This window comes from Lacrimispora xylanisolvens (assembly GCF_002934545.1).
GTDB lineage: Bacteria > Bacillota > Clostridia > Lachnospirales > Lachnospiraceae > Lacrimispora > Lacrimispora xylanisolvens.
The window spans coordinates 72,281-85,979 of record NZ_PTJA01000012.1 but is presented as its reverse complement, the minus strand read 5'-3'; the positions used below and the strand labels follow the sequence as shown (position 1 = coordinate 85,979).

Genomic DNA, 13,699 nt, shown 5'->3' with positions numbered 1-13,699 from the left:
CTATAAAAAGGAGAAGGAAAATATGGCAAGCAAGTATGATGGATTAGCAAGAATCATTATTCAGAACGTTGGAGGAAAGTCCAATGTTATCAGTCTGACCCATTGCATTACCAGACTGCGTTTCAAATTAAAGGATGAGTCAAAAGCAAACACGGAGATCCTAAAAAACACCGATGGAATTGTGACAGTCATGAAAAGCGGGGGACAGTATCAGGTTGTCATCGGCAATCATGTACCAGATGTTTATGAGGTAGTCTGTAAAATTGGCGGGTTCGGGGAAGACTCCCAGGGATCAGACGAAGAAAAACCGGTGAAGCACCAGAAGCTGTTTTCTGCCCTGATTGATACCATATCAGGAGTATTTCAGCCGATCCTGGGCGTGTTCTGTGCAACCGGACTTATTAAAGGTATTCTGGCAATACTAACCTTTACCGGAGTGCTTACAGCAGAAAGCGGAACGTATCAGCTCCTTTATGCAGTAGCAGACGGCTTCTTTTATTACCTACCGGTGATCCTGGGATATACCGCTTCAAAAAAATTCGGTTTAAATCCATTTACAGGTATTGCACTTGGCTGTGCCCTGGTTTATCCTAAGGTAGTGGAACTTACTTCCAAGGATGTAATGGAAGTATTGTTTGCCGGAACTATGTTTGAATCCAATATTTATGCTACATTTATGAAGATTCCTGTGATCATGCCCAAAAGCGGTTATCCGTCTTCCGTAGTACCAATCATTCTTGCCGTATATGTAGCTTCTAAAATTGAAAAGTTCTGGAAACGGGTGATCCCGGATGTGGTTAAGAACTTCCTGGTTCCCACACTGACTTTGATGGTTGCAGCACCTTTAACCTTTGTTGTGGTTGGACCTCTTGCAAATTCCATTGCAGCAGTCATTGGTTATCTGACCCAGGCTGCTTACAATGCAAGCCCTGTTTTAGAAGGTGCGATTGTAGGTGCGTTCTGGCAGGTACTGGTAATTTTCGGGCTTCACTGGGGACTGGTTCCTGTCTATATTATGAATCTTAAATCCCAGGGATTTGACAGCTTCATGCAGCCCTATTTTGCAGCTTCCTTTGCACAGACAGCAGTAGTAATGGCAGTTATGTTTAAAACAAAGGATAAGAATTTAAAGAGTCTTTGTATTCCGGCAACAATTTCCGGTATTTTCGGTGTAACGGAGCCTGCTATTTATGGAATCTCTCTGCCAAAGAAAAAGCCATTTATTATTTCCTGTGTGGCAGCTTCCATTGGCGGTGCAATTATTGGAGCCGGGAATGTTAAGAAGTATATGTCCGGCGCTTTGGGAATTTTTGGTTTTCCTACTTTTATTAATCCTGCAAACAATGATACATCCAGTATACCCTGGGTAGCTGCTGGTGTAATTGTTGCAATGGTGATTGCATTTGCAGTTTGTTTCATTCTCTACCGGGATGAAGAAGCAAAGAAGGTTTCTAACTGAGTCCCGTAATATAACAGAAAGAAAGGAAAGATAAAAACGATGAGAAAAGATTTTTTGTGGGGAGGCGCAACCGCAGCCAACCAGTGTGAGGGCGGTTATTTGGAAGGTGGAAAAGGTATGGGTACGGTGGACGTTGTGCCATGGGGGGAAAACCGTTTCCCTGTTATGTTAGGTGAGATGAATTATAAGGATCTTCCTGACGACTCCTACTATCCATCGAGAGAAGCCATTGACATGTATCATCACTATAAGGAAGACATTGCGCTTTTTGCAGAGATGGGCTTTAAATGTTATCGTTTTTCTCTTTCCTGGTCAAGAATTTTTCCCACTGGGGAAGAGGAAATGCCAAATGAGGAAGGTCTTAAATTTTATGAAGAAGTAATTGATGAGCTGTTAAAATATAACATCGAACCGGTTATCACCATCTGCCATTTTGATGTGCCCTTAGCTTTGGCAGATAAATACGGCTCCTGGAAAAACCGTAAGCTGATCGACTGTTTTGTTCATTACTGTGACGCGATTTTCCGCAGATTCAAAGGAAAAGTCAAATACTGGATCACCTTCAATGAGATTAATATGCTTTTGCACCTGCCATTTATGGGAGCGGGAATACTCTTTGAGGAAGGGGAGAATGGAATCCAGGTCAAATATCAGGCGGCTCATAACGAATTGGTGGCATCAGCTATGGCGACCAGACTTGCTCATGAGATTGATCCCGAGTGTAAGGTTGGGTGTATGCTGGCAGCAGGTAATTTTTATCCCTACAGCTGCAATCCGGATGATGTGTGGAAAGCCATGGAAAAAGACCGGGATAACTATTTCTTTATCGATGTTCAGGCCAGAGGTCAGTATCCTGCCTATGCATTGAAATTTTTTGAAAGAGAAGGAATTACCCTCAATGCAGAAGCGGACGATTACCGGATACTAAGAGAAAATACCGTTGATTATATCTCATTTAGCTATTATTCTTCCCGTTGTGCCTCAGCAGACCCGGATATCCTAAAGAAGTCAACAGCAGGAAATGTAATGAAGAGCATTAAAAACCCCTATTTAAAGGCGTCTGACTGGGGTTGGCAGATCGATCCCCTGGGACTTCGTATTACCTTAAACACGCTGTATGACCGTTATCAGAAACCACTTTTTATCGTGGAGAACGGACTTGGCGCAGCTGATGTGATGGAGGCAGACGGCACTGTGTCGGATGACTACCGCATTGATTATTTGCGGGAGCACATAAAAGCCATGATGGATGCAGTGGATCTGGATGGAGTGGACTTACTGGGATATACCCCATGGGGTTGCATTGATCTGGTAAGTGCGTCTACGGGAGAGATGAAAAAGAGGTATGGATTTATCTATGTAGACAAAGACAATGAAGGGAACGGAACATTAAAACGCAGTAGAAAAAAATCATTTTACTGGTATCAGAAAGTAATTGGAACAAATGGAGCTTCATTAGAATAAAAAGCATGCCTGGGACAGAACAGTACCCAGGCATGCTTTTTATTTAGTTAATCACGGATATCTGATTTCTCCCTGCATTCTTTGCCTGATAAAGAGCGACGTCAGAACGTTCCATCAGACTCTCCAGAGTATCGGTATCCAGATGGAAAAAGGTTACTCCTACACTGATGCGAAGGGGAATCCGTTCCTTATTTTCTGTATAAAATTCCAGCTCCTCAATTCGTTTGCATAATAGTTCAGCCGCTGCCACAATTTCTCCTTCACTAAAGCCAAGAACCAGTGCGGCAAATTCCTCCCCGCCGATCCGTCCCAGTAAATCCTGACCTTTCATAAATTTCTGGCATTCTTCTGTTACCATGCAGATTGCCCGGTCCCCTATGTTATGCCCAAAAGAGTCGTTAATAGATTTAAAACGGTCGATGTCAATCATGAGAAAAGCGGCTTTCTGACCGTGTTCTTTGATGGTTAAAAGCCTTTTATGGGCTGTTTCCAGAAAGCTTCTTCGGTTCATAATACCCGTTAGCATATCAGTTCTTGCCTGAATTTTAAGTTCCTGCTCCGTTTTCTTACGATCGGAGATATCTTCTAAGGTGGAAAGAAACTGAACGATTTCCCCATCTTCATTTAAAATAGGAGTAAGAATTATATGTTCCCAGATAAAATCCCCATTCTTTTTCTTATTAACAATTTCACTGCTCCACTGTTTCCCTGAGAGAATTGTATTCCATAAAGTATGATAAAACTCCCGGTTGTGATATCCGGATTTTAAGATCCTTGGGTTTTTCCCTAAAACTTCCTCTAACTCATATCCCATAAGCCGTAAAAAAGTCGGATTTGCATATTCAATTTTTCCCGATGTACTGGTAAGAATAAAAGACATGGGGCTCTGTTCCATAATTGCCTGAAAGGTGTCCTCACTTTTTTTCAGCTTCTGCCTTAATTCCTTATTCGAGGTGATATCACGGATCACACTGATGATGTATGTACTATTTTGAAATCTGGTAATTTGTGATGAAATCAGTGCATTTAATTCCTTTCTTTCTTTGGTAAGAATCGTAATTTCCAGGTTCTTGCAGCTGCCATTCTTATTAATGATATCAAAAAATCGGTCTCTGTCACTAAGGGTTTTCCAGAATTCTAAATCAAGTGTGGTTTTTCCCAAAGACTCCTCTTTCGTATATCCAGTTAATAATGTGTAGGTTTCATTTACATCTATTATTTTTCCGGTGGGAAGCTCAGAAATAAATACGGTATCAGGAATTGTTTTAAATATAAGTCCAAACCGTTCCTCTGCATACGTCCTGTCCGCATGTTCCCTCTGGACAGTCATGACAATAAAGCAATAAGTCCATAAAAGGATACCGGCAATGGAGAGAAAGTAGCTCATAAAGGAAAAGAAGGAAGAGAAGTTGTAGTTTCGTGTCTCATTAAAAAAGGTAAGTAAAGCCCGGATGACAAAAAAGGTACCATAAGGAACACATGCTGCTGCGATAAGTCTGGTGGCAGGACGGACAGAATCAATGGCATGACTGCTTAAAATCTTCCCGTTATGAAAGGAAACAATAGCAAATATGAGGCAAAATACAACAATCCGATAGCTTTTATTTTCGTAGAGAAAGGAAAACCAGAAATAACCAGCAAAAAACAGAATCGAAAGTAACAGCAGTTTCTTTCTTGCTACAGGTAAATCTAAAAATCTTGAAAAGCCAATGTTCAATGCCAATATGGAAAAATAGAAAGAAATATTAGAAAAGAATACCAATAAATTTCCATAATGGGATATGTACTGGTAAGCATAAAGCAGTCCGCAGACGGCTGAAAAAATACAGCTGAAAAGTAAGTAATTCATTCCGGGATAAATTTTAATAATGCGGAAAACAAACAGCATAATCAGAACCTGTATGAAGCTGATATAAAAATAAACAACGGCGATCGTAGGGATATCCAGAATCATAGCTGCTGCCTCCATTCTAGTTTAACTAAACCAATTTTAATATGTTTTATTATAAAAAGCAACTGGATGTATGGTATTAAAAGGTTCTTAAATTCTAAAATTTCAAGTTCCCGCATATGAATGGAGAAGGGGAGGTGGAGTAATGAAAAATACTTTAGTTCTATACGAAAGCAAATATGGATTTACCAAAATGGCCGCCTGGCAGGCTGCTCTCGTACTGGGACCCGGGAAATGTATGCGGTTTTCTGAATTTAACAATAATAAACAGGAATGGGACCTTATTGTTTTACTGATTCCAGTCTATTATGAAAAACTGGATGAGGAAGCAGTTGAAAACATAAAAAATAATCTTGACCGGCTAAAAAGAGGAAAAATAGTACTTTTTTGTACCTGCCTGGTGAAAGATTATGCAAAAAAATATCTGCAGCCGGTAAGCGACCTCCTTGGAAGCAGCGTTGTATTTCAGGAAGGAATTCCAGGTAATCTGATTTTAAAACAGCTGGATCAGGAAGATCGGGTCCGGACGGCATCATTTTTGGAATCAGCAGGACTTAAGGAGCAGGATTATCTTTGTTTTGATCAGAACTGGTATATTGACACACTGCTTGGCATAAAGGAGTGGAAGGACAATCCCACAGAGGCAATGGATGAAAAAAAAATTCTTGAATTCTGTGAAGAATTCCTGTTAAACCATAATACCTGCTCATTATCAACCGGATATGGGAAAAGGGTTCGCGCCACACCTATTGAGTATCGGTATAAGAATGGATTTTTATATATTTTAAGTGAGGGCGGAGAAAAGTTTGCTAATATTCTGCTGAGTCCCAATGTCTCTGTGGCAGTTTTTAATGAGTTTCAGGGAATGAATCAGTTAAGAGGGATGCAAATCAAAGGCATGTCGGAAATAATAGAAACGGGCAGCGAAGAGTACTGTGATTTTCTCGCTATGAGAAAATTAAAATATGAAAATGTGATGAAACTTCCTTCTTCTCTTTATTTAATAAAAATTACAATAAAAAGGATTGAATTTTTATGGTCTGGCTTTCGGGAAATGGGTGTTGACGTAAAACAGTTTTTAACCTTTTCTGATCCGTCTAAATAAAAATATACAATAAGTATATACTAAGTACAAACGATTAAGGATAAAGGAGGCAAAAAAGATGAAACAGTTAATTGACTGTGCAGACCAATATATCAGGCAGTGCAGAATCAAGGATTTTGCATTATTAAAAATTTGTCTTTGTGCAGTGGGCATAATAATTGGACTTTCCATTCCGGAAAAAAAGAGGAAGTGGCCTCTTGCAGCGGCAGGTTTTGTATTCGTCATCAGTTATGTCATGCTCATGGCAGAATTCATAAAGATCTATATGGATGAAAGGTGAAAGGAATCAGATAGAAAGCCGGTTATATTAGTTCTTAGGAAAGCTGATGTAACCGGCATTTCTGTACATATTCAGTAATAAATCTCCCGATGACCATCTATGCTTTCTGACAGGGAACGTTTCAGATAATCCCCGGCTCCTTTAAAGTTCCTTTCTTCTATCATGGTACAAAGCTCGTTTGTGTTTTCATAAAGAGCTGGAATTCCGTATAAGTCACAGAAACGAAGCCAGAGCGTGCAGGTCAGGGATTTGAACGAGCGGAATATCAATGGAAGAAGAGTATTCCCGGAAAACAGTGCCAGATGATGGTGAAAGTCAAATGCGGATTCCGCCGCGTCCTGCGCACAGGAGGCTCTGCCAATGGCTTCCGTAAGACTCCGCAGCTCTGAAAGCTCTGAATCTGTGATGTCTTTTGACCCAAGATCGATGGCAAGGGTATCAAGGGCAATTCTAAGCTCTAAAATAGACCGGATCTCTTCTTTTCGCAGTACCCCTCCATTGTAATTGACAATAGATAGAAAGGTATCCATCGTTCCTTCTTTTCGGTAGTCCGCTATAAAAATCCCTTGCCTCTGGCGAATATCAAGAAATCCTTTTTCTGCCAGAGCAATTACGCCCTCGTTGACAACGGTTCTGCTGATCTGCATGGTGGCCGCCAGCTCCCGTTCCGGAGGCAGTCTGGTTCCAATTGGGAGCCGTCCGGACAGGATTTGAGATTCCAGTTCCTTTACGAACAGCTCTTTTAATGTAGGCGCATTCAGCTTTTTAAATTCCATATCATAGTTCCCCCTGTTTGTATGTGATTGTTCCTGGTTCAGCCAGTAACCACAATTCTAATTATATGGTAATTTTGTATAAAAAGCAATGAAAATTACTGTGAAAACCTCTAGTTTTCAGTTAAATATTAGGAAGATTTTGACAAAAGTTAAAACAGAGTGTTAAAATATAAACAAAGAAATAAAATTAATTGGGGGTAGAAACATGTTTGTATTTCAATCAGCGAAGGGTGGAATCCCTGTCACTTATCTTCTCATGTGGTTTTTGGTATTTGCTTCGCTATTCTTATTAAATGAGGTGTCACGGCGCTATAAAATGATTGGCCTGCTTTTCTTTTTCGTCATGCCCGCCGTATTATCCGTCCTCTGGTTTACAGTGCTGAAAAAGAGTACCTATACGGACTGGTTTCATCTTGCCAAGGTCTATTCTGCCACGGCAGGCTGCATCGGTTTCTGGTTAATCAGGCATTATGAAAAAACAAGAAAAGACAAAACCGTATTCCGCCTGTGTGACAGCCGGATTGCCCTTTGTTTTCCTCCGTTAATTCTGGCGGTTAATATTATGGAGGCAGTGACAAGGGATATAGAAGTTGGAATGACGTACCGTACCATCGCTCAGGATGCAACGGCGGATGTCTCCGTGCTTTTAATGGGAGGTCCCTGGAATTTTATGAATGCGGCGGCAGGGATCTTAAATATCATTACCATAACCGGCTGGTTTGGTATCTGCCTCAGGAAAGTGACTGAGAAAGACAAGAGTAAGGATATGCTTTGGCCTGACATGCTCTGGTTCTGGATCGCAGCCTACGATATATGGAACTTTGCTTATACCTATAACTGTCTGCCTCACCATGCCTGGTACTGCGGTCTGGCACTTCTACTGGCACCCACTCTTTGTGCATTTACAGTAGGAAAGGGAGCGTGGCTTCAGCACCGGGCTCAGACTCTTGCACTCTGGTGTATGTTTGCCCAGACCTTCCCAGGATTTCAGGATGTGGGACAATTCCGGGTGGACTCGTCTTATAAGCCGGGTATCTACTTTGCAGTCAGCCTGATTGCATTGTTAAGCAATGCTGCAGTGGCAGTCTATATGGGTATTAATATCTGGAAAAAGCACCGGAACCCCTATGGACCTGAACTTTATACAGATTTAAAATCGTATCAGGAAGTGAAAGCATTAGCAGAAACAAAAGCAACCGTATAACAAATAGAGCGGGAGGATTGGTATGCATGAACTGGGAGTCATGACGGAAGTGGTCCGGATTGTGGAAAATGTAGTCAGGGAGCAGAATCTGACACAGGTTGAAAGCCTTGTGCTGCAAATTGGCGAGATGGCTTCTGTGATTCCCTATTATGTAGAACAGTGTTATCCTGCCGCTGTTAATGGGACGATACTGGAAAACACCCGTCTTACTATTGAAATTCTCCCTGCCAGTGGACGATGCAGTACCTGCAATAAAATGTTCCATGTTACAGAAGATTATTACAAGTGTCCGTTCTGCCAGAGCTTTTCCTGGGAACTGTTAGAAGGAAGGGAATTTCTGATAAAGGAGATTGTGGCATTTTAACTCCATATGGTTCATATCAGTAAGATTGTATTGGAATTTATACCTCGTTAAAATATTGACATTTTGTTGTGACAGGTGTATATTTGACGTAGCATAAACGATAAATTTTTACTGATTGATGAGAGGAGACTACTATGCTGAAATTAATGAGATCACCTTTAAAATACGTACAGGGACAGGGGGCTTTGTCAGCGGTTTATGAAGAAACAAAGGACCTTGGAACATCATTTCTGTTTATCTGCAGCAACAGCGGATATAGAAACTGCCATGAAAAGATTGAAGAAAGCTTTGAGGGAAAAGAAGCTGAGTTGAAATTTGAGATATTCGGCGGAATCAGTTCCATAGGCGAAGTAGAGCGGATGCAGAAAATAGTCAGAGAAAATCAGATTAACTGTGTGGTTGCAGTTGGAGGCGGTTCTGCCATTGATACCGCAAAAGCAACGGCTCATTATGAGAAACTGCCGGTGGTAATCATACCTACCGTGGTGGCAACAGACGCACCATGTACCGGCTTATCCGTAATCTATAACAATGACGGAAGCTTTTCCCATTACATATTTTATCCCAAAAATCCTGATGCAGTAATTGTAGATTCTGATATTATTGCGCATGCACCTGTTAAATTCCTGGTTGCAGGAATGGGGGATGCACTGGGAACTTATTTTGAAGCGAGAGCCTGTGAGAAGGCGAAAGCCCCCAGCCTGGAAAATGGGGGAATTACAAAATCCGCCATGGCTCTTTGCAGACTTTGTTACGAGACTCTTTTAGAAGATGGATATAAGGCACTGAAGGCGTGTGAAAATCAGATTGTAACCCCTGCTCTGGAAGCAATTATTGAAGCCAATACTTATTTAAGCGGTGTAGGCGCAGATAATGGCGGTCTGGCAGTATCTCATTCCGTATACAATGGATTTACAGCGCTGGAGGAATGTGAAGCCACGATGCACGGCAGTGTGGTAGCGTTCGGAACTCTGGCTCAGCTGGTGCTGGAAGATGCCCCGAAAGCAGAATTTAATCAGGTGCTGGAATTCTGCGTCAGCGTAGGTCTTCCGGTGACCTTAAAAGAAATTGGTGTAACAGATAAAGAGAGAGTTCACATCGCTGCTAAAAATGCATGTGCCGAAGGTGAAAGCATTCATAATATGATCGGAGATGTGACTCCCGGGCAGCTTTATGATGCTCTCATTGCTGCCGATGTACTTGGTCAGGAATATCTGGCGAAAAGAAAGTAAACAACAGATGAATTAAAAAGGAGATCCTTAAGTCAGTCCCATAAGTAAGGGGCAGGCTTTGGATCTTCTTTTTATTTGAATATTTTTTATAAAAATTACCAACAATAAAAGTGCATTCAGGGTCAAAGAATGAAAGCTGTCCCCGGGACAGAACAGAAAGGAGTTAGAAAATGGTAGCAGAAGTAGATAGAGAGGGCTGCATCGAATGCGGGCTCTGCGCTTCCGTATGTCCGGAGGTATTTCGTATGGGTGATGATGGTCCGGCAGAGGTGTACGTTGACACCGTCCCAGAGTCATCAGAATCATCGGCGGTTGAGGCACAGGAAGGCTGTCCGGTCTCTGTAATTAAAGTAGAAGAATAATCACTGAAGGCACCTCTTTCTGAAACGAAGCAAAGAATCAGACTGAGGTGTTTTTATTACTATATTATAAATGGAAAAGGAGAACTGCAATGAGTGAATACATCAATAACCGCCAGATGAGACAGAAGACAATCAAAGATATTATCCGGCAGCTTCATGAGGGAAAGACTGTAGATCAGGTAAAATCCCAGTTTGAACATGTATTTCATGGAGTATCTGCCACAGAGATTTCAGAAGCGGAGGGCGCTTTAATTGCGGAGGGGCTTCCCGTGGAAGAGGTGCAAAAATTGTGCGATGTTCATGCAGCTGTATTTAAGGGGTCGATAGAGGAAATTCATCAGCCGGAAGAGCCGGCACTGATTCCCGGCCACCCCCTCCAGGTACTGGTCCGGGAAAATAAGAAAATCTCTCACATACTGGAAAAGGAAGTCCAGCCATATCTGTCCCTGACAGCACTGGAGGGATCAGGCGCAATAGATCAGTTAAAGGCAGGTGTGGAACAGCTAAAGGATTTGGACGTCCACTACAAAAAGAAAGAGAATCTTTACTTCCCTTATATGGAGAAATATGGAATTACAGCACCTCCCAAAGTCATGTGGGGAGTGGATGACGAGATCAGAGCTCAGGTGAAAGAAGTTTCCTCCCTTCTTAACAATGATCCCATAAAAAAAGAAACCCTGATACAAAAAGCACAGGATATGGCCGATAAGATTGAAGAGATGATATTCAAAGAAGAAAATATCATGATCCCCATGCTAATGGAGAACCTTACACAGGAAGAGTGGAAAACCATTGCAGATGGAAGCGGAGAAATCGGCTATATAATTGAACATGTGCCTAAGTGGGAGCCAGGAGAAATTAATAAAGAAGAAAAAGTTTCTGTCTCTGCGGAAGATGGAATCGTAAAGCTGCCTTCCGGGGAAGTGAACACCGAAGAACTGACTGCCTTGCTTAACACACTTCCTTTTGATATCACGTTCGTTGATAAAGAGGATAAAGTGAAGTATTTTTCGGAAGGAAAGGACCGGGCATTTCCAAGAACCAGAACAATTATCGGAAGAAATGTATCCAACTGCCACCCGCCTGCAAGTGTCCATATTGTTGAAAAAATCGTAGAAGATTTTAAAAATGGGGTGAAGGATCAGGAGGATTTCTGGATCAGAATGGGAGAAAAATATATCCTGATTCGTTATTATGCCGTTCGCAGTATAGATGGTGAATATCTTGGAGTATTGGAAGTCACTCAGGACATTGATCAAATTCAGAAAATTACTGGAGAAAAAAGATTAATGTCTGAATAAATGCAACAAATAAAAGAGTACAAGCCGCATTTCGTTTGAAAACTGCGGGAAACTTGTGCTCTTTTATCAAATAAATAGGAGAAAATGCCACAGTATATTTGGTACTGCGGTTACAAAAATATGTATTTTTCGACAATATATATTATACAACTAATATATATTGTTTGTCAAATAGGAAGTAATTATATAAATTAATTATTTAAAAATATAAAGTAAAATAATTGACAAAATAATGATTTTGTAAATAAGCTTATAAACATAAGAACGCCGTCATAAATTACGTCATATAAAATGTAGATAACTGGCTCCTATGTGTCTAAATTAGCTTCTGGCAGGTATGGGAAACAGATGATTATCTGGTCAGAACGCCGTCTATATCTCCGTCATTAAGCTTTTAATTGCAAGTATAGCCTGTATTGTTCGCCGAAAACCGCAGTACCAAATATACTGCGATCAGTAGTCTGGTACTAGCTGCAAAAGATAAAACAGGGAGGAAATTAAATGAAGAATTTTAAGGATTACAGCATTTCCCGAAAACTGCGGACCGGTTTTTTATGTCTGACTCTGATTATGCTTGTTGTGGGAGGGGCTGGAGTTGCCGGACTTTTCAGAATCAGCGCAATGGATACATATTTGTATGAAAAGCAGACGGCACCAATTGAGAATCTGATGGAAGCCGTTGAAGGACTGTATCAGTTTCGAATTGATTCAAGAACCATGGTTGTTGTAGCAGGTGACAATGGGGAATTGGACAAGCTGGAACAGCAATTTAATAGCGATAAGGAAAAATTTCTAACAAATATAAAAGAGTACCGGAAGACACTTACTAATTCGGCATCTTTTGCACTTCTTGATGAATCAGTAGATCTTTTTAATAATTCTTTTGAGCCGGCTATCCAGAATTGCCTCGTAGAAGCAAGAAATGGAAAAAGTAAGGAAGCATATGCCGAACTTTTAAAGGAAACCGACAATATCCAGAAAATGTTTGATAATTTTGATTTACTCATTGATAACCGCATGGCAGAAGCACATAAAACAAACAATGACAATCGTTTAACTGCTGATGTACTTATTGTGGTTTTGATTTTTACGGTTATATTTGGTGCAGGTTTCGGAATGTTTTTAGGAAACAGAATCTCCAGAATGATCAGCCGTCCCATCACCCAGGTTGTGGAAGCTGCGGGTCGTATTGCATTAGGTCATATTGATGTTGATCTGGGAAATATCGATTCAAAAGATGAGACCGGGCAGCTTGCAGATGCATTTACCCAGATGACAGGCAGTATTAAGAAACAGGTAAATGCAGCAGAAGACATCAGCAATGGTGATTTCACCATAGAAGTTCCTCTACGCTCTGATAAAGATGTTCTTGGCCTTGCACTACAGAAAATAAGAAAGGATTTAAGCCGGACGCTGCTCTCCATCAGTGTGGCTGCAGACCAGGTAAATGAAGGTTCTGCCCAGGTGGCATCCGCAGCCCAGGCACTTGCATCGGGAACTACAGAACAGGCCGCTACTGTGGAAGAATTAAGCGCATCGGTAAACAGCATAGCAAAGGAAGCAGAACAAAATGCAGAAAATGTAAAGAAAGCTACGATTTATATTGCAAATACCGGAGAAGGTCTCAAAGAAGGCAATATATATATGCAGAAGTTAAACTCTGCAATGAAAGATATTGGAACTTCTTCGGAAAAGATATCCAGTATCACGAAAGTCATTGAAGATATTGCATTCCAGACCAACATACTTGCGTTAAATGCGGCAGTGGAATCAGCCCGGGCAGGAGAGGCAGGAAAGGGCTTTGCCGTTGTAGCTGATGAAGTGAGAAACCTTGCAGGCAAATCAGCAGAGGCTGCAAAACAGACTGCAGATTTAATTCACGATTCTGTGAGAATTGTATCTGAAGGAGAAAAGCTGGCAGAAGAAACAGCCAGACTGCTCCTTGGAGTGGGAGAAAAATCGGAGCTTGTAGGACGGTCTGTTGGAGAAATTGAGCAGGCTTCCGCCAAACAGGCACTGATGATTGATGAGATTAACCAGGGACTGTCCCAGGTATCCGCTGTCATTCAGACCAATGCAGCAACTGCGGAGGAAAGTTCTTCTTCCAGCGAAGAACTGGCGGCACAGGCGCACTTACTTACCCAGGAAGTGGAGAAATTCCGGTTACAGTAACAGAATTATTTTTTTATGAAAACGGCAGT

General features: G+C 41.3%; 12 protein-coding genes. 10 read left to right on the top strand and 2 right to left on the bottom strand.

The window, feature by feature from the left end; all coding sequences use genetic code 11:
• The first annotated feature begins 22 nt into the window (after positions 1 to 22).
• Entirely contained in the window at positions 23 to 1,459 is a 1,437-nt protein-coding gene (locus BXY41_RS19905) for a PTS transporter subunit EIIC (RefSeq protein ID WP_104438629.1), read from the top strand.
• 39 nt (positions 1,460 to 1,498) lie between these two features.
• Positions 1,499 to 2,923, top strand: a complete 1,425-nt coding sequence (locus tag BXY41_RS19900; RefSeq protein ID WP_104438628.1) for a 6-phospho-beta-glucosidase — start codon at positions 1,499 to 1,501, stop codon at positions 2,921 to 2,923.
• Positions 2,924 to 2,966: 43 nt separating this feature from the next.
• Here the strand turns inward: BXY41_RS19900 and BXY41_RS19895 are convergent, their stop codons facing one another.
• A complete protein-coding gene (locus BXY41_RS19895; protein WP_170072477.1) occupies positions 2,967 to 4,877 on the bottom strand; it encodes a sensor domain-containing diguanylate cyclase in 1,911 nt (636 codons plus the stop codon).
• 142 nt (positions 4,878 to 5,019) lie between these two features.
• On the opposite strand from BXY41_RS19895, the gene BXY41_RS19890 reads away from it, so the two are divergent.
• Together BXY41_RS19890 and BXY41_RS19885 are read left to right on the top strand one after the other, a co-directional pair.
• Positions 5,020 to 5,979, top strand: a complete 960-nt coding sequence (locus BXY41_RS19890; RefSeq protein WP_104438626.1) for a flavodoxin domain-containing protein — start codon at positions 5,020 to 5,022, stop codon at positions 5,977 to 5,979.
• A 58-nt stretch (positions 5,980 to 6,037) separates the two neighbouring features.
• Positions 6,038 to 6,259 (top strand): permease of phosphate ABC transporter, encoded by a 222-nt coding sequence (locus tag BXY41_RS19885; protein ID WP_104438625.1) that lies wholly within the window; start codon positions 6,038 to 6,040, stop codon positions 6,257 to 6,259.
• 71 nt (positions 6,260 to 6,330) lie between these two features.
• Here the strand turns inward: BXY41_RS19885 and BXY41_RS19880 are convergent, their stop codons facing one another.
• Positions 6,331 to 7,035, bottom strand: a complete 705-nt coding sequence (locus tag BXY41_RS19880; protein ID WP_104438624.1) for a FadR/GntR family transcriptional regulator — start codon at positions 7,033 to 7,035, stop codon at positions 6,331 to 6,333.
• A gap of 205 nt (positions 7,036 to 7,240) precedes the next feature.
• On the opposite strand from BXY41_RS19880, the gene BXY41_RS19875 reads away from it, so the two are divergent.
• The 6 genes from BXY41_RS19875 (at position 7,241) to BXY41_RS19850 (ending at position 13,670) form a co-directional block, all read left to right on the top strand.
• Positions 7,241 to 8,239, top strand: coding sequence for a DUF5692 family protein (locus BXY41_RS19875; RefSeq protein WP_104438623.1), 999 nt, complete (start codon positions 7,241 to 7,243; stop codon positions 8,237 to 8,239).
• A 22-nt stretch (positions 8,240 to 8,261) separates the two neighbouring features.
• Positions 8,262 to 8,603 (top strand): hydrogenase maturation nickel metallochaperone HypA/HybF, encoded by a 342-nt coding sequence (locus tag BXY41_RS19870; RefSeq protein ID WP_104438622.1) that lies wholly within the window; start codon positions 8,262 to 8,264, stop codon positions 8,601 to 8,603.
• Between the two features lie 134 nt (positions 8,604 to 8,737).
• Positions 8,738 to 9,835, top strand: coding sequence for a glycerol dehydrogenase (locus tag BXY41_RS19865; RefSeq protein WP_104438621.1), 1,098 nt, complete (start codon positions 8,738 to 8,740; stop codon positions 9,833 to 9,835).
• Between the two features lie 170 nt (positions 9,836 to 10,005).
• Positions 10,006 to 10,197: a ferredoxin gene (locus BXY41_RS19860; protein WP_104438620.1), complete on the top strand. Its 192-nt coding sequence runs from the start codon at positions 10,006 to 10,008 to the stop codon at positions 10,195 to 10,197.
• 89 nt (positions 10,198 to 10,286) lie between these two features.
• Positions 10,287 to 11,498 (top strand): DUF438 domain-containing protein, encoded by a 1,212-nt coding sequence (locus BXY41_RS19855; protein ID WP_104438619.1) that lies wholly within the window; start codon positions 10,287 to 10,289, stop codon positions 11,496 to 11,498.
• Positions 11,499 to 11,999: 501 nt separating this feature from the next.
• Positions 12,000 to 13,670, top strand: coding sequence for a methyl-accepting chemotaxis protein (locus BXY41_RS19850; RefSeq protein WP_104438618.1), 1,671 nt, complete (start codon positions 12,000 to 12,002; stop codon positions 13,668 to 13,670).
• Positions 13,671 to 13,699 lie beyond the last annotated feature (29 nt).